Here is a 22154-nt window from a genome sequence, read left to right on the forward strand (position 1 = left end):
GCACCGAGTTCTCAGGCGCGAGAGGGAAGCGAGAAAAAGGCCCACGGACCGCTTACATCTACCAAGACGAAGCTCACAGCAAATGACCCCGCGACGACGACCGCAAGCGTCGTCATTCGCGAGCGATCAGATCGCAGAAGTTTCCACACCAGCAGAAGCAGCAGAGGCCACAGAAGGTAGAACTGTTCTTCAATTCCCAGCGACCAGTAATGCTGAAACGGCGATGGTGCCGCTTCAGCGAGGTAGTCGGCACCTCGGAAAGCAAAAAGAATATTCGGCACGTAGAAGACTGTCGCAATGGCATCTTGGACCGTGGATTTCACCAGTTCCGCTGGCAAAATTGCAAGAGATAGCACCATAGTAGCGCCAGCGACCGAAAACGCTGCCGGAAGAATTCATCGAGCACGTCGAGCATAAAACTGCCCAAAAGCAATCTTTGAAGAACGTCCAAGTTCGTTACTTAGGTGGCTTGTTATAAGGAAGCCCGAAATCACGAAAAAGACGTCGACGCCGACGAATCCGCCCGTAACCGGCAGCCCTGCGTGGTAGATGAGAACCAGCAGAACTGCGATTGCCCGCAGTCCGTGAACATCCGCTCGGAATCCCGCGCGGCCGATCGGCTTACCCGCCGCTCTTTCAGATTTCACTTCTGACTGCTCTCCTTCGTCGACGTGCAGCAATGTCGGTCGCAGACTCGACGATAAAACCCTGCGTGTTCAGCAGTCACTCGCAGGCCAGCGCAGCAAAGTACTGACGTGATTTCCACGCTGACTCAATAATGTCCGCAGTTGTGTAGTGTGCGCGCCATCCAGTGAGATCGTGCATAGCATCCACGACGCCAACCACAGCCGCGGGATCGCCCGGACGGCGTCCGGCTACCACCGGCGTGAGATCGCTGCCGGATACCGCCAGAATCGAGTCCACCATTGTGCGCACAGAGGTGCCAACCCCGGTACCGATATTGAGAATTGTATTGCCTGGCTCAGCCGGAAGCGTATCAAGTACAGCAAGATGCGCGTCTGCCACGTCGCTCACATGAACGTAGTCACGCACGCACGTGCCATCCGGTGTCTCGTAGTCATCGCCAAAGATAAGCGGGGGTTCGCCCGCAGCGATCTGCTCAAAACAGATGGGGATCAGATTGAGCGCTTGAGTATCTCCGAGTTCAGGAGCGCCCGCACCGCCCACGTTGAAATAGCGCAGGCTCGCCGCATGCAAGGGCCACGCCTTCGTCGAAGCTGTAATCAGTTGTTCACCAACCAACTTCGATGCGCCGTAAGGGTTGATCGGGGTGGTCGGCGCATCCTCGGATATCGCTCCCGAGGCATCACCGTAGACGGCCGCCGACGATGAGAATACTAGCTTGGAGACCTCCGCCTGCTCCATCGCGAGAAGCAACTGCGTGACACTTCCGACGTTCTGCTCATAGTACCAAGCTGGCTTCGCGACGGACTCCGCCACTTGCTTCCGCCCGGCAAAGTGGATCACGGCATCGATGCGGTGCTCTCTCATGAGGCTCGCGAGCTGCGCCACAGACCCACTCGAGAAATTGAGCTGCACGATTGGAAGGTTCGGAATGCGATCGCGAGACCCAGTAACTAGATCATCAACGACAAGCACATAGTCCCCACGGCCCGCCAGTAGGCGAGAAGTGTGTGCTCCGATATACCCGGCACCGCCAGTGACCATAACTCTCATACGGTAAGTCTAAGAGCGACACTCGGCTATACCTCGTCCAGTCAGTAGTGAGCGGGTAGGATTCACTTGGTTCTCTATTGTTTTCCACCGCCTAGTTCTGGAGTTTCATGACCGTGACCCGCGGCTTTGTCCACGAGACAGCTGATGTCGCCGACAGTGCGCTCATCTCGATCGGCTCTAAGGTTTGGCATTATGCGCAGGTGCGCGAAGATGCTGTACTCGGAGAAAACTGCATCGTGGGGCGCGGGGCGTACGTGGGTACCGGTGTCGAGGTCGGCCCGAACTGCAAAATTCAGAACTACGCGCTCGTTTATGAACCAGCCAAGTTAGCAGCGGGTGTCTTTATCGGTCCCGCCGTAGTACTCACGAATGACCATTTTCCGCGAGCGATCAACGCTGACGGCAGCTCTAAATCAGCAGATGACTGGCATCCCGTCGGAGTCGACATCCGCGAAGGCGCCTCAATCGGCGCAAACAGCACATGTATCGCCCCCATCGTCATAGGTCGCTGGGCCCTCGTCGGCGCCGGCTCGGTAGTAGTGAAAGACGTTCCAGACTTTGCGCTCGTCGTGGGAAGCCCCGCCAAGCGCGTCGGTTGGGTCGGCACTGCCGGGCATCCGCTCAAGAACACGTCACCCGGTGAATGGACTTGTCCCGTCACCGATGCGAAATATCGCGAAATAGATTCCGAACAACTGATTGAGGTGCAGAGTAAGTGATTCCCGCAGCCAGGCCAGAAATCGGCCAAGAAGAACGTGATGCCGTTGACCGCGTAATGCGTTCAGGAATGCTTGCGCAAGGCCCAGAGGTTGCCGCGTTCGAGACTGAGTTCTCGGCAATCGTCGGCGGCGCACATTCCGTCGCCGTCAACTCGGGGACTTCCGCGCTTCATATGGCGTTCGTCGCTGCCGGAATTGGTCGAGGTGACGAAGTTATCGTTCCCTCGTTCAGTTTCGCGGCGACCGCGAACGCCGTTGCGCTTGCCGGCGCGACCCCCGTCTTCGTCGACATCGAGAAGGACTACTTCTCCATTGATCCCGCCGCAGTTGAAGCCGCGATCACGCCACTGACCCGGGCAATCATGCCTGTTCACCTTTACGGACATCCGGCCCTCATGGTCGAGCTCACGGCTATCGCGAAGAAGCACGATCTGATCGTCTTTGAGGATGCCGCTCAAGCACACGCCGCATCGGTCAATGGAATCCCTGTCGGCAACTGGGGAATCGCCGGTTCTTTCTCGTTCTACCCCACCAAGAACATGACTTCAGGCGAGGGTGGGATGATCACGACCTCGTCCGACGAGCTGGCTCGCGTGGCGCGCGTTCTGCGCAACCAGGGCATGGAACGTCGTTACGAGAATGAGGTGGTCGGCTTCAACACCCGCATGACGGATATTCACGCCGCAATTGGGCGAGTCCAGCTCAGAAAACTTGCCGGCTGGACCAAGCAGCGTCAAGACAACGCTCAGTTCTTCAACGAGAACCTCTCCGGTGTTGTCACACCCCCAACTGCCGATGGCTCAGTTCACGTGTACCACCAGTACACGATCCGCGTCGTCGATCACGACCGCGATGCATTCGCGGAGGCACTCACCGCTCGCGGAATTGGCACGGGCGTGTACTACCCAACACCGATCCACCGTCTGCCGTCGTTCAAGCTCGAACTCGACCTTCCTGTTACTGAAGAGGTCGCTACTCAAGCGCTCTCTTTGCCCGTCTACCCCTCGCTCACTCAGCAGGAACGTGACACCATCGTCGAGGCAGTAAACGACGTCGCAAAGGCAGGCAGCTAAATGACATTACGCGCAGGCGTTCTCGGCCTCGGAGTAATGGGCCGCCACCACAGCCGGGTCCTTAACGAGCTCGACGGAGTTGAATTCAAGGGAGTTTATGACCCGTCGCCGTCTGTCGCCGACCAAATCGAAGGCAAGCCGGTCATTCGCGACTTGGAGCGATTTCTCGACTTGGGCTTCGATTATTGTGTCGTAGCCGCGCCGACGATTTACCACCTCGATATAGGGCGCACATTAGCGGAGCGAGGCATTCACGCGCTCATCGAAAAACCTGTCGCTTCGACTACGGCGGATGCGATCGCACTGCGTGATCTATTCGCAGAAGCTGGACTTATTGGTGGTGTCGGCCATATCGAGCGCTACAACCCCGCGCTCCAGTCCGCCCGTCAGCGCATCGAAGACGGACTGATTGGTGAAATCTATCAGGTCACGACTCGCCGCCAAGGTCCGTTCCCGGGACGAATTGCCGATGTTGGCGTGATCAAAGATCTTGCTAGCCACGATATTGATTTGACGGCTTGGGTTACGCAGCAGGAGTTTGTCTCGGTGAACGCCCGCACAGCGTTCCGTAGCGGCCGGGACCACGAGGACATGTTAGTCGCGATAGGGACCCTGAGCCGCGGCACCATTACGAGCCATACGGTGAACTGGCTCACCCCGTTCAAGGAGCGCACAACCATCATTACGGGAGAGAAAGGCGCGCTCGTCGCAGACACTCTTACAGCTGATCTCACCCACTATCAAAATGGCGTCATTGAAAACACGTGGGACCAAATGTCCTCCTTCCGCGGGGTCTCCGAAGGAGATGTCACAAGGTTCGCACTCAATAAGACAGAACCTTTGAGAGCGGAGCACGAAGCCATGCGTGACGCTATCGTCACGGGGGACACGAGCGCGATTGTCACCCTAGAAGAAGGCACAAACGTCGTTCGAATCGCAGAAGACATGGCTCTCGACGGCTCAAAGTTCCGCCTCTGATGCACTAGTCAAGCGCTGAGGAGGGTCTTGACGATCTTTCCCCAGATCTTCACCTGCTCAGCGCTCGACATCTCCTGCGCGCTTGCGTTGGAGTTTGCCTTCCATTGAGCTACCTGTTCAGCAGTCAGGCCCTCAAGCACTTCGAGAAACGCTTCCACACTGAAATCACGGGTGACCGCGCCCAGGGCGTTCCTCTCAACATATCGCTGCATCTCAGGCGATGGTCCGATAATTATTCCCAATCGTGCTTGCACGAAGTCGAAGAACTTGTTGGGCAGGCACCATGCAAGGTTGAACGTGGTGGGCGGCAGGATGCTAACGCCGACATCGTATCCATTCAGTGTAGAGACCAGACGATCGTACGACACTGGGTCTCTGAACTTAATACGATCGGTTACCGACGCCCGGTCAACAAGTTCACGATAGTAATCTGAACCGTCCTTCATCAGGTAGAAATCCAGAGTCACGTTCGCCGGCGTCGCGATGACAGCATCGATCATCAACTCGAGCTTTCGAGCGCGCCCAGGAATACCGCTGTGCACCAAACGGATAGGATCTCCAACCGCGGTAGGGCTGAGATCGCTATATGGCGTCGCATTGACTACGAGTGCGGCATCGATACCAAATTGCTTAGCGTACTCTTCAACGATTCCTTGGCTGACAGTCGTAACCGCTTCGACCTTTGTCACGCGTTTTCGGACGATCCAACGGTAGTAAGGAGCGATCAGCAATCGCCACTTCCGTGAGTTCTCGTATTGTCGAGGCGCGTATTCGTGAAGATCGACCAGTATGCCTGACTTCGGGTTTAGCTTCTGCGCAACAGCAACCGTATGCACATCATGCGCGACTATCACATCCCAGTTCCGTTGTGAGAGCACAGCGAGGGCGTTTTTGTCGCGCGCATTGATGCGCTCGAGAAGCCAATATTGCCGAAAAGCTAAGCCAAGCAAGTAAAGAAGCGTCACGAGCTTTGAACGGGCATACGGTGCCGCGGCGGAAAGCTCAATGTGCGAGCTCGGAGCGTCTGGCGCTGGCCCGAAGCCTGCCGTCGTCACGTCACTGAATTTTGCAAGCTCTGACACTTGCTTGAGGACGCGAGGCTCGCTCGCTGTAGGTGTGTAGCTGAAAACGAGTACTTGAGGCGCAGCTGCAGAGCCACTCATTCTGGCATCGGTCATTTTTGCCAAATCTCCTGAATCTCCGCTTGCGTCGGGTAGCTGATGAGCACAGCACGGTGCTTACCGTTGAGCACAAAGATGCTGCCCGCTGCGACGGCAGATGCCCCTGCATCGAGAGCGACGCTGAAGTCGTTCACGTTTGAAGCACCTCCTAACGCGATCACCGGAATGTTCACCGCAGCGCACACTTCTTCGATTAGCTGTTTATCGTAACCAGAGAACGTTCCTTCACGGTCGATTGATGACACTATGACTTCGCCGGCCCCCAGCTTCTCCGCCAGCTGAGCACTTTCGACCGGGGTGGTCTTCCATTTACGTGACGCTCTCGCTCCGAAGGCATCGTATCCTCCCAAAAGCCGCTTCTTGGCATCAACGCTCACGACAGTGCTTGAGCTACCCAGCGCATCGGAAATCTCGGTGACAAGGCTGGGATTCGATTCAAAGGCAGTGTTGAGAACAACTTTTTCAATACCAATATTGACAATCCTCTTAGCCTCCGCGGCCGACTGAACGCCTCCGCCATATGCCACGGGCATAAATGCTTCGCTAGCGATTTCCTCAATCAACGAATAGTTCACGCCCCGTCCAGTTTTGAACGCACCAATATCGCTAATGACGAGTTCGTCGACCTGCTTCTCGTTGAAGATTCGGACGGCATTGATGGGATCGCCAATGTACTTCGCTTTTCCGAACTTCACAGGCTTCACAAGATAGCCGTCATCAACAAGCAGAACAGGAATAACCCGAGGGAAGGTACTCATGCGGCCGCGAAACTTGTCAGCAGACGTTTGCCAAAATCGTGACTCTTCTCAGGATGGAACTGTGCGCCCATGACATTCTCCTTCTGCACAACAGAAACGAACTCTTCGCCGTAGTGCGAGACCGCGAGAATCGTGTCCTTCGCTTGCGGCACTAAATGGTAGCTATGAACGAAATAGAAGCGGTTGTCGTCCGGCACCTCCGCCAACAACTCAGAGTCGCGCGCGGTGTGAATCGCACTCCATCCCATGTGTGGAACACGCAGCTTCGGCGCAGGAGTGAATTTCCGACTACGTCCCGCGATCAGTCCTAGGCCGCCTTCAACGCCCTCTTCACTGGAATCAGCGAGTAACTGCATCCCCAGGCAAATCCCCAACAGAGGCTTGCCTTTCGAAGCGAACTCGCGCAACGCGACATCAAGTCCTCGAACCTGAAGCTCATGAACTCCATGATCGAAAGAACCCACACCGGGCAAAAGCACGCGATCACTCGCAGCGACCTCGTCTGGATTGGAAACGAAACGAACCTCTGTTCCGATTCGCTTCAACATGTTCGCAACCGAACCAAGGTTGCCCAGCCCGTAATCGACAATGGAAACACTCATCGACGCATCCATTTGGTCGAACGAGCAACCAACCGCGCAAGTTTGAGCGTCTGATCCCATGCCCACTTAGAGTTCGGGTAGCTCAAGTGGTCAACCTTGGGCCGCGCGTAAATAGCTTCGAGTTCCACAGTCGTAACGCCGAGTTTTTTCGCAATGAACTCGTGGTCCTGCTTGCGAAGTTGTTCTGGATAATTCGTTGTTTCCAACTGGTGCAATGCTTCATCTCGCGTCATCTGTCCCGACAGGATCAGAGAGGAAAGATGAGCGAGACGCTTGTCAAAGCCAAACTTCATAGGCAAGTAATAGCCTTGGAAGTAGCGCGTGAAAACAGACTCGTAGTGCTTGCCGCCGTAATCGCGCCAGCCCAACTCTTCAGTGATCTCCCGCTTCGCATCCGCATAGACATACGGCATGTAGTTGAGAAGCTTAACTGTCTTGATTCCCCGCACGGTTTCGAACCAAATGTGACGCCTAAACAGTCCCATCAGTGGGTAAGTTTTGAGCTTCACGCTGCCGAAACGGCGTTGGATGGCCTTCAAGTGTCTGGCGTCTGACGCGTTATACCCCCAGGACTGCGGGAGAATCGACTCACTAGCTAGATTGCTGCCGCCCAGGATGTACTTGATTCCATACTTTTGCGCCTGATGAAAGGCAACGTAAGCAAACGCGTGGTCAGTGGGGATATCACAATTGGGAACTGACGCCTTGAAGAAAGAAAGCTGAAGATCGCGCATCTCACGCCAATCAACGACATCAGTGAACAGATCGAGTTCGAGCTTGCTGACAATATTGTGAATGTTGCTAACAGCAAGCTCCGAGTTCCACCCACTGTCGAAGTGCACAGCAAGTGGTCGCAACCCGAGTTTTACGGCCTGCAAAATGAGGAAGGTACTATCGACTCCTCCACTGATGCCCACGATGCAGTCGTAGGGTTTGCCCTCGCCATCAGCCTTGATCTGCTCAACAATTCGCGCTAGCTCAGGGAGCTTTTCGCCCCTCGTCGCAGCGTCCACTGTTGCGGCGAACTCGGCGTCGTAGCGAAGGGCATGCGACGAAACCCCCTCGTCATCAAAAGTGATGTCCGGGTCAGTAGTATCCATGACCGTTCTGACGCACATCTGGTAGTGCTCGTGTTCGCCAGTCATATGCAGTGCCTTCCGATAGAACGATTAGCGCCAGACCGCACCCGGCAAAAACCACCGAGGCACGATGCAGCAACTTCAAAAATAAATCTGCGCGATGGATGCCGCACAAGGAGCCCTCCACGAGTCTACGACCTGTGATTGCACTAGTTCAGTCCTGCCAACGCCGCTTGCTGCGCGAACTCAGGCACACGGGCTACCACTTCAGCGAAACTTCCCGCCCCTTCAAGCACTCCTTCTTTGAGGAAAAAGACTTGATCAGCATTTTTGACGGTTGCAAGTCGATGCGCAACGATGATCACCGTGAGCTCTTCACTTAGCCCGGCAATCGAATTCATGACCGCCGATTCGGTTTTTGTGTCCAGCGCGCTTGTGGCTTCATCCATGACCAACACGAGCGGATTCGCGTACAGGGCTCGCGCAATGCCTAAACGCTGGCGTTGCCCGCCCGACAATGCCAAACCGCGCTCTCCGACCATTCCGTCGATTCCTCCAACACGCTGTTCGACGATATCGAGCAGCTGCGCTTGAGCAAGCACCGTCTGCACTCGGTCGCGGTCTATTGCGGCATTCCAACTCAGAGCAACGTTCTGAGCAATCGTGCCATCGAATAAGGCTACGTCTTGCGGCACGTAGCCAATTCGTTCGCGCCACGCCGCCGTAAGTTCGTTTATCGACACGTCATCGACAGAAATCTCGCCACTCGACGGTTCGATGAGGCCGAGTATCAGGTCAACCAAAGTTGATTTACCTGAACCCGATTGCCCGACAAAAGCCGCGGTGGTGCCGAACGGGATGTCGAGAGAAACGCCCGAAAGAACGTTCGGCAGTTCAGCGGTGTAGCTAAAGGCGACGTTACGCACAGATAGGTGATCTGGTTGTGCTGGTAAAGGCTTCGAACTCCTCGACTTCAAATGTTCGACGGCGGACTCCGCGGCGCGAATTTCTGCAATCACCGCAAGAGGGTGCGGCGCAGCTGCGAGCATCTGTGACAAAACCGACTGAAGCCTAATAACTGAAGGAGCCATTCGGAAACCCGCGAGCCCGAACAGTGCAATTGCCGTCATCGCAGCAGCAACGCCTCCCGACAAGAAGCCAACTGCGCCCACAAGAACAAACCCGCCAACCACGCCTGCTTCAAGAACGAAGCGCGGAACCTGACTCAAAAAGTTTGCATTAGCTCTCGCTCGAGTGCTGTGGGCACGGCTTTCGCGGACCACCTCAACGACTTCTGCGGTCTTGCCCCGAAGCGTGATTTCCTTCATCGCACCGATCATCTCGGTGATAAACCGCGCCGTTTCAAGGGAGAACTTAAGATTCACTCGACCTGCTGTTCGCGAGTGACGCGCAACCCAAAAGTACAGAACTGCACCGATCGCACCCAGGTAGACAAGCGTCACCGCCGCGATCAAGGGCTGGAATATCGCCAACACCGTTATCACCGAAATAAGGCTGGCCAGTTCGCCGAGCACTGTCGCGCCAGGGAGTAGAAAGCTCAAGACGGCGGCATTGACGCTGCCATCCGCGAGACGCACGACTTCAGACGAGTTCTTCTTGAGTCTTTCGATCCACGGAGCAGCTATGTACGACTTGAAGAGTCTGTTCCCGATCTCAAGTTCGTAAAAAGCGAACCTTCTGGTTCCCCACCACAAGAGGACAACTGAAAGCACGCCTTTGGTAATGATCAGTAGGCACACAACGCCAATCGCAATGAATGCACCCTGATCATCCAACTCTCCCAAAAGCGGAAGGGATACCCTATCGCCCGAACTAAGGGGAGCAATAATCACCGCTAGCAGACCCAGCGAAGCAGCATCGAGAAGTGCCAGGGCCGCCTGCAGTATCGCGAACAAGGCAACAAAGCGCCGTGCGTTAGAAGGCAAGGCACCCAGTAGTTCCTTATAGACAGAAATAATGTGTTTCATCGCTGTCTTTCATGAGGCGCACTATCCAAGGACTGATACTTAGCGCCAGTCATTCCGAGCCTTCTTCGGATGCATTAGGAAGGTTCGAAGAATCCGCCCGGCTCAACGCGAGTTCGCGCGCGAGAAGGGTTATCTCGTTTTGCAAAGTTCGGAACCTACGGTAGGTGGACGCCACAAAAGCCAGAAAGACGAGAACCATCAGATAGAGCAACAGGTCTGCTCCTCGGCCAATGCCGACGATGTTCGCTAACCACGTCCAAATACCAGGAAAGAACACCGAGGATGCTATCGCTACGATGAACAGGAGCAGGGCGATGCGCCTAATCGCTTGGTGACGCGCTCCACCTCCGCGGAAGCTGAAGAATGCCGCCGCCGCAACGATGAGCACAGTAATGACTTGGAAAATAATCTGCATAAGGGTTACCTGAAGAGGAGGTCGACGAGAATGTTCACGGAATTGAGGACCGACTGCCCCTTAGCTCGCGAGTAGTCAGTGTAAAGAATGTGGGTCGGATGCTCGGCCCAGTTGACCTTAGCAGCGCCGACTTGATCGACTAGCTCAGAAGCGTGCGCCATGCGGTTTTGGCGCAATTGGATGAGCTCCGCCAGAGGCCTGCCAATGACGCGCAAACCATTGTGCGCGTCGGTAAGTGCCATGCCGGTGGTCAAACGGGTATAAACAGCAGCCATTTTGAGAACTGTTCGCTTGAGCGCGCCCATCTGCGTTCGTTTATCGAGAAAGCGTGAACCAATCACGATGTCGAGATTTTCTGCGCGAAGTCGCCCAAGCATGTCGACAGCATCTTCGATTCGGTGCTGGCCATCAGCATCGAAAGTAACGACGGCATCCATTGCTGGATCAGAAAGTGCGTAGTCCAACCCAGTCTGCAAAGCTGCGCCCTGCCCCAGGTTTATCGGGTGCTCAACAACGATCGCCCCCGCCTGCCTAGCGGCGTCAACCGAAGAATCCGATGAACCATCGTCGATACACACCACGTTAGGGAATGTTTGGCGAACGTCCGCGACGACCCCGCCGATAACGGATCCCTCGTTGAACATCGGGATAATTACCCAGACTCCGGCCATCGACCTAGTTTGACACATTAGGTCACCTTCGCCAGATCTTTTCCGTCTCTGCCAAGCGCAGCGGAAACTATGAGTTGGGCGACCTTCTCATCCGCTCCGAAACTTAGCTCATGTGAAGCGGCGTCAGAAGCCAACTTGGCGGCTTCGACCCTCTTGGGCGTCAACTGCTCGAGAGACCGAAGACAGCTCTCAACGGAATAACCGTCGCTCACTGCACCAAGATCGTGCGTGCGGACAAGCGATGCCATCTCCACGCTGGGGCCGACTGCAATCGCGAGCCTCGCTTGAACATAGTCGAAGAACTTATTGGGCAGTGTAAATCTCGCATTGGTGTGGGTTGGCGGAATCCAAAAGACACCGACATCAAATTGGTTGAGTGTGTGAGGAATATCCGCCGGTGCCACTGGATCTCGAAAATAAATTCGCTCGCATCCGTCGGCTCTCTCCTTCAGGCTGGTGAGATACCGTCCTCCGTCAGCCGCGGGAACGAGAAAGAGATCAAGACTGTAGCGGTTGTCTAGTTGCCGGACAACGTCGATCATTGTCTCAATCGAGCGACCATGAACCGCTGCGCCACTGTGAACAAGTCGAACCCGTGTGGGGTCGACGGCTCCAGGTGCGAGGTCCTGCCAGGGGCCTGAGTTGCGCATTACTTGAGCCCGAACCGAAAAATCTCGCTCATATAACTGCGCTATTGAATCGCAGACCGTTGTAACAGCAACGCTTCGCGGTAAGTACTCTCTGCACAAGTGCGACATCAAGGGAGCAACGAGTAAACGCCACGAAAGAATGTGGCTACGTTCCTCAGGAGCCCATTCATGCATGTCTGCCCACACGGGCGCCGTCCCTGCAACTGAATGGGCTAAAGCGAGGACACGTGCGTCATTGGCAACGACGAGGTCAAACTTTTTTCCCTCAAGCGCGTTCAGCGCGTACTTTATCGCCGGAGCCGCGAGTTCAGATCTGTGCAATAGACGCAGTGCAAGCGCGAGCACTCCGCTTGCCGTCTGCGGGAGCGTCCTCAAATCCGAAGGAACCTCAATATGCTCCTTTGCATCTTTCGGCTTCGGGCCAAACCCAACAGTGGTTACGTCGCCGAACTGCGCCAAGACACCAAGCTGACGCAGCACACGGGCATCACCCATGATGGGAGTCAGTGAGATGCAAAGAATACGCGACCGTGAAGTCATCTGGCACCGCCTTTCCTCTGGAAATTATTGACCACGGTAGCGACCGCTCTCGCCGCTCGACTTGCGACTGCGCTCAGCGACACCTCCGCCACAGCTAGCTGAGCCAGTCGTTCTCGATTCGCCTCGCGAAACCGGCCGTCAAAGGCCTCCAGCATCGCATCCGCCACGTGCGTGGGCGAGTATTCGACGGCCCACCCTATGTCGTGCTTCTCTGCGAACTCGCGTCCGACGCCGGTGCCCGAGTAAATCACAGGGACTCCACAAGCGACCGAAGCATATATTTTGGTGGGGAAACCAATTGCGTAGGCACCCGGCCTAACACTCGCGAGAGTCGCTCGAGCACCGCGAATCCAGCGTGCCGCCTCGTCGGGGGAAACTCTCGGGACAAATGTTACCGCGCCAGCGGGCAGGCCTGCGGCGGCTTCTTCAAGGGCATGACGCTCGGCCCCTTGCCCAACGAAAATCAGCCGCGCGCTTGCGACCTGGTCGAGAACTAGTTTGAAAGCATCCATGAACACTGTGGCTCCGTGCACCTCCGAGGACGTTCCGGCGTAGAGAAGGTAACGAGGCTCCGCCGAATGAGCCTCACCCTCTAAGGAGAAAACAGTCGTATCCACACCGTTTCCCACTGTCACGGGAACCACGCTACGCTCCAACTCGCTCACCCGGTCAGAAACAGACGGCGAAACAGAAAGTACGGCAGCAGCCCCTCGGACGACAAACCTTTCCATGGCGCGGACAACCCGAGCTACGAGCCGCGGCGACCCCGTAGATTCGACGGCGTCTGACCACAGATCAGCCGCATAGTAGAGGTAAGGGATACGACGAACTGTGCAAAGAAATCTAACCACCACACCGGTTGTCGGAGGAGGCTCCGCCACCACAACGTCAATCCTGCGCGAAAACAGAAGACGCGCAAATAGTGGAATGTCGAAACTCAAATATTGGAGGTAGCCCCGTACGTAGCCAAGACGATCGCGCAGTACTTTTCCACGCTTCACAGAAATGCCACTGTGATCTGAAATTTCGTTCCCATACTCTTTCGGGGAAGTGCTCGTGAGTACAGTTATGAGAGCGCCCTCATCTCGCAATGCTCGTGATAATGCAGCGAGACGAAGCGACGCCGCGCCAGGTTCAGGCAGATAGATTCGACTCGCTACCACGACGTTGATCCCGTCGAGCGACCGCGCGTTACCTTCTGAGTCAGGAGCAAACATCGACGTAGGGCTCCTCATGGTTGGTCCGACAGAAAAATAGCCGCACTCCATTGTGCCCTATGGTCAGCGAAGTCCCTGAGCATGAACGCTGGCAATATCCGCACTCCGTCCGCCTGCCGCAAGAACAACACCGTTCTGCCTCGGAGCCTCAGCAAAGCGCGGTTAGAATTGTCTAAGCACAGCCATCGTTTACCGTATGACCTAAAGGACCTATTTCGTGAAAATCGCAGTTGTTGCTCTCGGTAAGATCGGCCTCCCACTGGCTGTTCAATTCGCCTCGAAGGGCCACGAGGTTGTAGGCGTTGATATCAACGCCGAATTCGTCGATCTCGTGAACAAGGGCCTTGAGCCATTCCCCGGTGAAGCTCATCTCCAAGAGAAACTAAGCGAGCTCGTTCCCGCAGGAAAGCTGCGCGCGACCACCAACTACGCCGATGCGATCCCTAACGCCGATGCTGTCGTACTCGTTGTTCCGCTGTTCGTCGACAAGGATGCAAACCCTGACTTCGGCTGGATGGATACCGCCACTCGTTCACTCGGTGAACACCTCACCCCTGGAACACTCGTCTCCTACGAAACTACGCTTCCTGTCGGCACCACCCGCAACAGATGGAAGCCTCTGCTTGAAGAAGTATCGGGGCTAACCGAGGGAACGGATTTTCACCTCGTGTTCTCCCCCGAACGCGTACTCACGGGTCGCGTCTTCGAAGACCTCCGCAAGTATCCCAAGCTCGTGGGTGGACTCTCTACAGAGGGTGCCAAGCAGGCAACGGCGTTCTATAACGACGTGCTTGATTTTGATGACCGCCCTGATCTCGCGCGCGCCAACGGAGTCTGGGATCTCGGTTCGGCCGAAGCATCCGAGCTCGCCAAGCTCGCCGAGACCACTTATCGCGACGTAAATATCGGGCTCGCCAACCAGTTTGCTCGATTCGCCGGCAACAACGGCATCGATGTTTACGCCGTTATTGAAGCCACCAACTCCCAACCGTTCAGTCACATCCACCAGCCCGGTATCGCGGTCGGCGGCCACTGCATTCCGGTTTATCCTCGTCTGTACCTTTGGAATGACCCGGAAGCGAGCATCGTGCGTGCCGCGCGCGAAGCAAATGCCGGAATGCCCGATTACACCATCGGCCTCCTCGAAGGTGCTCACGGCGAGCTCACCGGCGCTCGAGTGGTTGTTCTCGGTGCCGCCTACCGCGGCGAGGTCAAAGAGACCGCATTTTCCGGCGTTTTTGCGGCGGTGGATTCCCTCAGCTCACGCGGCGCAACGGTGCTTGTTCATGACCCGCTGTACACCGATGCAGAGCTAGAGAAACTCGGCTTCGTTCCATATCACTATGGCGAAGAGGTTGACGCTGCAGTCGTGCAGGCTGACCACGCTGAGTACCGATCTCTCAGCGCAAAGCAGCTTCCTGGCATCCGCACGTTTGTAGACGGGCGCCGCGTGAGCAGTGCCGATCAGTGGGCCGGAGTGACCTACCGGGTCATTGGGAAACCGGCCGCTTAGTATCCAGCCCGCTGCCGCTTTCCGCAGCGGGCTCTAACGCCGCAGTGATAAACAGCTCGCGAACCAAAATGAACACAAGCGATGCGAACGCAGCGGATCCCAAGGCCCACACAATCATCGGCGAAGGAACGCCCTGCCAATACCACTCCGCGCCGGAACTAAGATTCCATCCTGGAACACCAGTTCCTGTTACGTAGCGGCGAATATTAGTGTGGAGCGCAATCACGAAAGCGACGCTCAAAGAAACGATCACCGCTGCCGACTGAATTCTTCCCAGAGCTAGGTGTCTATTTCCTGCTCTCAACGCCAACAGACCGCCGAGCAGCACGATAAGTGGCAGCAGGTAACGAGGTTGGACCTGCTCTCCGACTTTGTCACCGCCCTGAGTAAGTACGTAAGTAGGAAGTGCCCACAGCACAAATCCAACTCCTGCGAGCACAAAAGCCTTACGACCGTTAAGAACTGATAATCCGGCAAAGCCCACGCCGAAGAACACCGCAAGAGCGAGAACTAAGACGACTGCGGGCATTACTGTGTCAATCCAGCCCAAACCCCAACCGCCAAAAACGCCGGTCCAGAGCGATGGAACGTTGAGGAGGTTGTAGACAAAAAGACCGAACCCCGAAAGGCTGTCGATGTTACCCGCGACCTGATCGCTTGACGCAGCGGCGTTCGAACCTCCGCTAAAACCAGTGATCCCACTTGCGGTCTGACGCGATGTAAGAAAAAAGAACGCGCTCACAACCAGCATCGATAAGGGCAATATTGAGCGGTAGAGAAAGCGTCGAGTGGGTGTAAACGCAAGAATTGCCACGACTCCTATGGCACCGGCCACATACATCGCTGCATCGCCGCGGGACCCTGCTGCCATCACTACCGCGAGAGCGAAAATAGCACCCAAGGCAATGGTCTTCGACCTTTTCGAAGATTCATAGAAGCCTAGGAGAGCGAGCCACGCTGTACCGACGCCCGTAATCGCCCACCCACTGGGGTTGTTTGACGCGAGCAGGAAAAGACCCAGCGGCATAGTAGTGATAAGCCAGCCCCAGACAAGCGGGGAGCGTCTTCGGGCGGGAAGCAGCACATAGAGGGCTGTTGTCATCGAGACGAAGAGGAGCACGTTGAAAAGCCGCATAAGAATCACAGAAACGAGAGGGTTGCTCCCCACAAAAATACTCATTACAGAGTAATAAACAGGTGGGTACGCACCCACGAAGTTGCCGCGGTCAGTCTCCACGAACGCGCTATTCTCAAAATCTAAGTTCCGCTGACAGGCCGCGCTCCTAATCGGATGGAACGCATAGCACGGAGACTCGAGCACAGAGTTGGGCACAAGGCGAGTGTTTTCGGCCGAACCGGGCTGGCAGAAAGCCTCGTTTCCAGTGGCGCACCAAATGCTAACTAAGTGATAGTCGTCGTCTGGTGACGCCCCCATAGGTGAAGCGAATGCCCATGCTGTGAGAGCAATCAGCGCAAACAAAGGTGCAAGAAAAATCAACCGAAATCGAGAGCTGCGACCAGCGTCTCGAGGTGCCGCAGAAGAGTGCAGAGTTCCGGGTTGCATTAGAAAAGAGTATCGCAGAGGATGGCCTATCGATCTACGCTGGCGTTCCCTTCTGTACCTGTTCCCTCGAAACCGGGAGGGTATTGGCATGGCCGGGCAAGAGTATTGCGAGCGCGGCGGCAAAAGCAATCACGCCGAGTCCCCATGTCATATTCGGGCTAATCACGGCATCCCACCACCATTCGCGATCGGCATCCAGACTTGGCGCGAGTGCGTCAATACCCGTGACGTATCTGCGAATGCTCAAATGCAATGCGATGAGGTTGGCCCCAGCCAACGCAACTACGATGAGCCACACTTGCGCGCGATTGAAGTCGATTGACTGCTCGTGGTTCGTGAAAAACAGGGTTCCGACAAAAACGACGACCAAAGGCAAGAGATACCGGGGCTGAAAATCCTCACCAACGTCTTTGCCTGCAAGCACCAACAGAGCGACGGGAATCAAGGCAAGCGCGGTGACGCCCAATGCCATGACGATAGATTTGCGGACAGAAGCTGCGCGCGCCGCGAAGAAGCCTGCACCCAGCATTGCTGCAAGCGCACTGACCCACACTAGCGAGGGCATCGACGTATCAAGCCAACCCAGCCCCCAAGACTGGCCAAAGATCCCCGTCCAGATCGAGGGAACCTCAGTGAGGTTGTAGGCGATTCGGGGGAAGATAACGTTCCACCCCAGTCCCTCCTCGATGCCTCCTGTAACGACGTCGGCGGAACGTGAGGCTCGGAAGAGCACGGCGCAAAGTACGAAGCCTACGACCGGCAGAATCGATGACATCCAGTAGCGGCGTGTGTTCGCGAACGCAAGAATTGCTGCTGCGACAGACGCAAGCACAAAGAATATGGTCGCATCACTGCGCGAACCCGATGCCATAACCGCAGCGAGAAGATACAGGACGCACAAGCCAACACGGCGTTTCCCACGTGATTCGTAGAAGCTAAGAAGCGCAAGCCAGCCGTACCCGACTCCCATCACCGCCCAAGAGCTGGGGTTATTGGAACTAAGAACGAATAATCCGAGCGGCACAGTCGTGAGTGCCCATTGCCAGATAAGAATCTGGCGACGTGTGCGTGGTAATAAAAGGTATAGCGCCACTCCGATGCCCACGAAGAGAGCAATATTGACGAGCCGCATCACGATCACAGAGGCATGCACATCGGGGCCAACGAACATGCTCATGGTGCCGTAGTAAACAACGGGATACCCGCCTGCGAAGTTACCTCGCCCAGTCTCTTGTGTGGCTCCTGCAGTGAAGTCGAGCCGATCCTGACATCCGGCGCTCTCCTTCGCGTCATAAGCGAAACAGGCGGGGTTTGCCACAGCAGGTGGAACCAGACGTGTCCGGTCATCGCCAGACGGAGAACAGTAGTCTGAGTTGCCGGTCGCGCACCAAATACTGGTCAAATGAAAGTCGTCGTCAGGGCTGGCACCGACCGGTGACGACAAAGCCCACGCCGCAAGTGCGGCGAACACCAAGATCGGCGCCACGATCATCCTGATTCGACGGTCGGAGCGCGACAACACGGAGCGCAGGCCAGTCAACATCCGATAACGCTAACGTCATTCAACCGTGAGACAGCTGTGAGCAAAATTTAGCTCCGAACTCTCGCGACGACCTTAGCTGCCGTAGCTTTGACACCCGTGTGACGCAAGTGATGCCACGCCATGCGCAGGTCGTGTCGCAGGCCGTAGGGCTTGCGAATTTTACCACCCAGGGCCACCCCACGGCGACGCGTTTCTACGTGGTCTGCGGCGTGCTGCGGGTTGGAAACAAAATTCACCAAAGGCGCGAGGGTGCGCTTCCAGTAGAAGTCTTCGCGAACGCGCGCGACGTTGCGCTTGCACTCGGCGATGAACGATTCGTCATAGAGAACACGATCGAGGGCTGCGGCGAGAGCATCCGCATCCTGAGCCGGCACGGTGAGCCCCAGTCCCTCAGCCTCGATGAGATCGGCGAAGCTATCGCCCTCAGTAACTACCATGGGCAGTCCCGCCCAGAGATAGTCGAGGATGCGAGTGCGGAACGAGAACGTCGTCTCGATATGCGACATGTGGGTGCTGACGCCGGCATCCGCTTCGGTCAGATAGTTCTGGCGGTCGGCGTAGTCGACCCACTCCTCGTTAAAGAACACCGAGGTGTTGAGCGCACCCAACTCAGCAGCAAGATCGTGCGATTCCCGGACGATCCCCATTTGGTCAACACCTGGATGCCGAGTGCCGAGAAAATAAAGCTTCGCTGTATCTCGCGTCTCAGCCAGTTTCGCGACAGCGCGGATGAGCGTTTTGGGATCGAACCAGCTGTAAACGCCGCCGCCCCAAATCATGAGCTTGTCGTCAGCCTCGATGCCGGGAAGCACGCCCTTGAGGGTATTCCGCAAGTGTGAGGGTGGCGTTCCTTCGAGACCGAATGGCACAACGCTCAGAAGGCCCTCAAGGTGAGGATCGTTCTCGTAGGTGGTGGGGCTGAGGCGCCCGAGCGCCGCCATTTGTCCACAATAGAACAGACGTTGACGCTCCGAGGCGCACATAAAGAAGTCACCGAGCGCGAGTTGCTCGTTGAGCACCTCGGTAGCCGTCGTGACGCGCAACTCCCACGTCGCGCGCGCAAGTTCGCGGCCCTGTTCGAGCATTTCGAGATGCATCGGATCGTAAATATCTACGACAGTGATCTTCTCGGTGGTGCGCAACACTTCGAACTGGCGCATCGCATGACCTTGAAAGACCACAACGTCGCACCACTGTTCGAGCTTCGCGAAAGCGTCGTTCTCCCCCGGCGTCACGAGCGTGAGCTCGAAGGGGGCATCAACCTGTTGCAGCTTGGTCGTCGTCACGAGCGTGACCTCGTTGCCCGCTTCAGCGAGCGCGAGAGCCATGTTCCACGAGCGAATCGCGGGGCCGGCCATCCGGGGACCAATGGGGTCACCCGTGATGATCAATACGCGAGTCACTTCGTTGCCGCCATCAGTCCTTCGAGGTAGACGCCGTAGCCGCTCTTGACGAGAGGGGCAGCGAGGGCGGCAAGCTGGTCATCCGAAATCCAGCCAGCGCGCCACGCAATCTCTTCGATGCAGCCGATCTTGTAGCCCTGACGGTCTTCGATGACGCGCACGAACTCGGTGGCTTGAACCATTGACTCGAAGGTTCCGGTGTCGAGCCAGGCCGTACCGCGGTCGAGCACGTTGACCTGCAGCTGACCCCGGTTGAGGTAGTGCTCGTTGACGGTGGAGATTTCAAGCTCACCGCGTGCGCTCGGCGTGATCGACTTGGCGATCTCGATAACCGAGTTGTCGTAGAAGTAGAGGCCGGGAACGGCGTAGTTGCTCTTCGGCTCGAGAGGCTTCTCTTCGATCGACTGGGCGATGAAGTTCTCGTCGAACTCGACAACGCCGTACGCCCGCGGGTTGCGCACGTGGTACGCAAAGATCAGCGAGCCGTCGATGTCGTTGTGCTGGCGCAGGTTCGAACCGAGCCCCATGCCGTGGAAGATGTTGTCGCCTAGAACGAGGGCGACCTTTTCGTCACCGATGAACTCTTCACCGATGATGAATGCCTGCGCAAGCCCGTCCGGCGAGGGCTGCACGGCATACGACAGTTCGATGCCAAGCTCGCTGCCATCACCTAAGAGGCGCTGGAACTGGGCTTGGTCATCCGGAGTCGTGATGATCAAAATTTCGCGGATGCCCGCACTCATCAACGTCGACAATGGGTAGTAGACCATCGGCTTGTCGTAAATGGGCATGAGCTGCTTGGAGATGCCCTTGGTGATGGGCCAGAGGCGCGTTCCGCTGCCGCCGGCCAGAATGATTCCGCGCATTAGTTGCGTTCCTTTCGGTTTGCCTCGTAGTACTCCTTAACGGCAGCGTACGACGGCAGCGAGCCATCGGCGAGGCGTTCGGCAAGGGTGGGCGCAATTTTGTCTTTGGGCGAGAGAACGAGTTCTTCGAGCTCGGGCGGGAAGACCAAGCCGATTTCGGGGTCGAGCACATTGATGTCGTGCTCGGCGCCGGGCTTGTACACATCGCTCACGAGGTAAGTGAGGGTGGCGTCGTCGGTGAGAGCAATGAACGCGTGGCCAAGCCCCTCCGCCACATAGACCGCGCGACGATCGACGGTGTCGAGAATGACCGAGTCCCACTGACCAAAGGTCGGCGAACCCTCGCGGATGTCGACCACGAAGTCGATGCCGCGGCCGTGCGTGACCGTGACGTATTTGCCCTGCCCGGGAGGGACATCCGCATAGTGGATGCCGCGAACGACGCCGCGCTTGGATACCGAAGTATTGGCCTGTCGAAGGTCGAGCGGGTGCCCTACTACCTCTTCGAGTTTGTCGAAGCGGTACCACTCCAAGAAAACGCCGCGTTCATCGGCGAATTGTTTGGGGGTGATTTCGTAGGAATCAGGCACCGAGAGTTCACGTATTTGCACACCAAGAATCCTACCCGGCGAGGCTTGGCGGACGGTTCAGGATGCTCAGAGTGTTAGTCGACGGGTTGAAGAACGTCACGCACCGCGTCGAGCGGGCCACGCGAGTAGCGACCGTAGTGCCCCGCAGCGAAAGCGCGTGCGACGGTCGGAATCCGTCGGAATCGGGCTTCGGGCAGCGCGTTGCGCATGCGTTCGTGCTCGAGTTTGGCCAGAGCGCGGTTGACTTTCTCGTCGCTAACGCGAGCCCCGAGCCGCTGCAGGCGGTCGACCAGCACCGTCATGTTCGTTTCAAGGCGGGCGTTGCGGTCACGCCGGGGCTCCATCATGCGCCCAAATTTTCCGGCGAGCGTGAGTTTGGTAGCGCCGATCTGGTTCGATCCGTGCTGGCGATAGTCGATCGTCGGCTGCTCGACGAAATCTGTTGACGCCACTGCTGCAGCAATGATGCCTAGCCATTCGTCATGCACCCAGGACGGCGGGAAGGGGGCTGCGAACTCCACAAGGCTACGACGGAACACAGTGCAGGCCCCGGTAACGAGATTGCGCCGCAGCATCACCGAGAAAGAGTCGCCCGCGTGGATGCTCGCCACTTCGCCCGCGCCAACGCCGAGGGCCCCCGACAGAGTGTGACCGAGCGGCGCACCCGCGCCATCGACGAGTCGCGCATCCGAGTGAATCAGCGAGACGGTCGGCTGCGCGGCAAACTGGGTAGCAAACAGCGCAAGCCGCCCCGGGTGCCAGACGTCATCCTGATCGCTCAGGGCAATGAGGTCGCCCGTGCACGCTCGGATCGCCTGTTCAAAGTTCTTGGTGACGCCGAGGGGTGGGGTGTTTTCGAAAACGGTCAGCTGCACCGAAGGATAGCGGGCCGCGACCGCGCGAACGCGGTCGATCGTGTCGTCGCGGGACGCGTCATCCGACACCACTAATTGTGTAGGGGCGGGCTGCTGTTCGAGGATGCTGAGCAGTTGTTCTTCGACGTACGAGGCACCGTTATGGGTGCACAGCGCCACCGAGATTCGAGGGGTGGACGCGGGCTCGCTCATGGTTCCAGCTTAAGCTGCCCCGCCTGCGGTGGCGCGCAC

Annotated in this window: 22 protein-coding genes; 4 read left to right on the forward strand and 18 right to left on the reverse strand. The window is 56.9% G+C overall.

Annotated elements, in window-relative coordinates; translation table 11 throughout:
• Window positions 1-11: 11 nt before the first annotated feature.
• From ACWTV1_RS04165 to galE, 3 genes are all read right to left on the reverse strand, one after another.
• Entirely contained in the window at window positions 12-359 is a 348-nt protein-coding gene (locus ACWTV1_RS04165; RefSeq protein ID WP_498504235.1) for a hypothetical protein, read from the reverse strand.
• Between the two features lie 36 nt (window positions 360-395).
• On the reverse strand, window positions 396-647 hold the full coding sequence (locus ACWTV1_RS04170; protein ID WP_498504236.1) for an acyltransferase family protein: 252 nt from the start codon (window positions 645-647) through the stop codon (window positions 396-398).
• A 76-nt stretch (window positions 648-723) separates the two neighbouring features.
• Window positions 724-1698, reverse strand: coding sequence for a UDP-glucose 4-epimerase GalE (gene galE / locus ACWTV1_RS04175; RefSeq protein ID WP_498504237.1), 975 nt, complete (start codon window positions 1696-1698; stop codon window positions 724-726).
• Between the two features lie 107 nt (window positions 1699-1805).
• Between galE and ACWTV1_RS04180 the strand changes: the two genes are divergently transcribed.
• From ACWTV1_RS04180 to ACWTV1_RS04190, 3 genes are read left to right on the forward strand one after another with little or no spacing between them, the layout of a single operon-like run.
• Window positions 1806-2417, forward strand: a complete 612-nt coding sequence (locus tag ACWTV1_RS04180; protein WP_498504238.1) for an acyltransferase — start codon at window positions 1806-1808, stop codon at window positions 2415-2417.
• Complete coding sequence (locus ACWTV1_RS04185; protein WP_498504239.1) at window positions 2414-3490, forward strand: DegT/DnrJ/EryC1/StrS family aminotransferase; 1077 nt, start codon at window positions 2414-2416, stop codon at window positions 3488-3490. Before ACWTV1_RS04180 ends, ACWTV1_RS04185 begins: the two co-directional genes overlap by 4 nt.
• Window positions 3491-4468, forward strand: a complete 978-nt coding sequence (locus tag ACWTV1_RS04190) for a Gfo/Idh/MocA family protein (RefSeq protein WP_498504240.1) — start codon at window positions 3491-3493, stop codon at window positions 4466-4468.
• Between the two features lie 8 nt (window positions 4469-4476).
• On the opposite strand, the gene ACWTV1_RS04195 is transcribed toward ACWTV1_RS04190, so the two are convergent.
• The 9 genes from ACWTV1_RS04195 to ACWTV1_RS04235 all read right to left on the reverse strand — a co-directional run bounded on the left by ACWTV1_RS04195 (window position 4477) and on the right by ACWTV1_RS04235 (window position 13569).
• Window positions 4477-5646, reverse strand: a complete 1170-nt coding sequence (locus ACWTV1_RS04195) for a glycosyltransferase family protein (RefSeq protein ID WP_498504241.1) — start codon at window positions 5644-5646, stop codon at window positions 4477-4479.
• Entirely contained in the window at window positions 5643-6407 is a 765-nt protein-coding gene (locus ACWTV1_RS04200; RefSeq protein WP_498504242.1) for an AglZ/HisF2 family acetamidino modification protein, read from the reverse strand. The genes ACWTV1_RS04195 and ACWTV1_RS04200 overlap by 4 nt, the downstream gene beginning before the upstream one ends.
• Entirely contained in the window at window positions 6404-7009 is a 606-nt protein-coding gene (hisH, locus tag ACWTV1_RS04205; protein WP_498504243.1) for an imidazole glycerol phosphate synthase subunit HisH, read from the reverse strand. Before hisH ends, ACWTV1_RS04200 begins: the two co-directional genes overlap by 4 nt.
• Window positions 7006-8154 carry an N-acetyl sugar amidotransferase gene (locus tag ACWTV1_RS04210; RefSeq protein WP_498504244.1) on the reverse strand — a complete coding sequence of 383 codons (1149 nt, stop codon included), beginning with the start codon at window positions 8152-8154 and terminating at the stop codon, window positions 7006-7008. Before ACWTV1_RS04210 ends, hisH begins: the two co-directional genes overlap by 4 nt.
• Before the next feature lie 143 nt (window positions 8155-8297).
• The gene (locus tag ACWTV1_RS04215; protein WP_498504245.1) at window positions 8298-10076 is read right to left on the reverse strand and encodes an ABC transporter ATP-binding protein; all 1779 of its coding nucleotides are present in this window, start codon (window positions 10074-10076) and stop codon (window positions 8298-8300) included.
• Window positions 10077-10125: 49 nt separating this feature from the next.
• Window positions 10126-10491 carry a DUF2304 domain-containing protein gene (locus ACWTV1_RS04220; RefSeq protein ID WP_498504246.1) on the reverse strand — a complete coding sequence of 122 codons (366 nt, stop codon included), beginning with the start codon at window positions 10489-10491 and terminating at the stop codon, window positions 10126-10128.
• A gap of 5 nt (window positions 10492-10496) precedes the next feature.
• Entirely contained in the window at window positions 10497-11162 is a 666-nt protein-coding gene (locus tag ACWTV1_RS04225) for a glycosyltransferase family 2 protein (protein ID WP_498504247.1), read from the reverse strand.
• A gap of 17 nt (window positions 11163-11179) precedes the next feature.
• Window positions 11180-12352, reverse strand: a complete 1173-nt coding sequence (locus ACWTV1_RS04230) for a glycosyltransferase family protein (RefSeq protein WP_498504248.1) — start codon at window positions 12350-12352, stop codon at window positions 11180-11182.
• Complete coding sequence (locus tag ACWTV1_RS04235) at window positions 12349-13569, reverse strand: glycosyltransferase family 4 protein (RefSeq protein ID WP_498504249.1); 1221 nt, start codon at window positions 13567-13569, stop codon at window positions 12349-12351. Before ACWTV1_RS04235 ends, ACWTV1_RS04230 begins: the two co-directional genes overlap by 4 nt.
• Before the next feature lie 217 nt (window positions 13570-13786).
• Here ACWTV1_RS04235 and ACWTV1_RS04240 point away from each other — a divergent pair, with 217 nt between their 5' ends.
• Entirely contained in the window at window positions 13787-15082 is a 1296-nt protein-coding gene (locus tag ACWTV1_RS04240) for a nucleotide sugar dehydrogenase (protein WP_498504250.1), read from the forward strand.
• Here ACWTV1_RS04240 and ACWTV1_RS04245 read toward each other — a convergent pair.
• The 6 genes from ACWTV1_RS04245 to ACWTV1_RS04270 form a co-directional block, all read right to left on the reverse strand.
• Window positions 15060-16736 (reverse strand): DUF2142 domain-containing protein, encoded by a 1677-nt coding sequence (locus ACWTV1_RS04245; protein ID WP_498504251.1) that lies wholly within the window; start codon window positions 16734-16736, stop codon window positions 15060-15062. The two genes, ACWTV1_RS04240 and ACWTV1_RS04245, sit on opposite strands and share 23 nt — an antisense overlap.
• Window positions 16681-18132 carry a DUF2142 domain-containing protein gene (locus ACWTV1_RS04250; RefSeq protein ID WP_498504252.1) on the reverse strand — a complete coding sequence of 484 codons (1452 nt, stop codon included), beginning with the start codon at window positions 18130-18132 and terminating at the stop codon, window positions 16681-16683. The genes ACWTV1_RS04245 and ACWTV1_RS04250 overlap by 56 nt, the downstream gene beginning before the upstream one ends.
• 104 nt (window positions 18133-18236) lie before the next feature.
• Window positions 18237-19592 carry a glycosyltransferase gene (locus ACWTV1_RS04255; RefSeq protein WP_498504253.1) on the reverse strand — a complete coding sequence of 452 codons (1356 nt, stop codon included), beginning with the start codon at window positions 19590-19592 and terminating at the stop codon, window positions 18237-18239.
• Window positions 19589-20458, reverse strand: a complete 870-nt coding sequence (rfbA, locus tag ACWTV1_RS04260; protein ID WP_498504254.1) for a glucose-1-phosphate thymidylyltransferase RfbA — start codon at window positions 20456-20458, stop codon at window positions 19589-19591. Before rfbA ends, ACWTV1_RS04255 begins: the two co-directional genes overlap by 4 nt.
• Complete coding sequence (locus tag ACWTV1_RS04265) at window positions 20458-21069, reverse strand: dTDP-4-dehydrorhamnose 3,5-epimerase family protein (RefSeq protein WP_498504255.1); 612 nt, start codon at window positions 21067-21069, stop codon at window positions 20458-20460. Before ACWTV1_RS04265 ends, rfbA begins: the two co-directional genes overlap by 1 nt.
• Before the next feature lie 53 nt (window positions 21070-21122).
• The gene (locus tag ACWTV1_RS04270; protein WP_498504256.1) at window positions 21123-22115 is read right to left on the reverse strand and encodes a glycosyltransferase family 2 protein; all 993 of its coding nucleotides are present in this window, start codon (window positions 22113-22115) and stop codon (window positions 21123-21125) included.
• Window positions 22116-22154 lie beyond the last annotated feature (39 nt).

It is taken from the genome of Salinibacterium sp. VpJ6, from assembly GCF_059767345.1.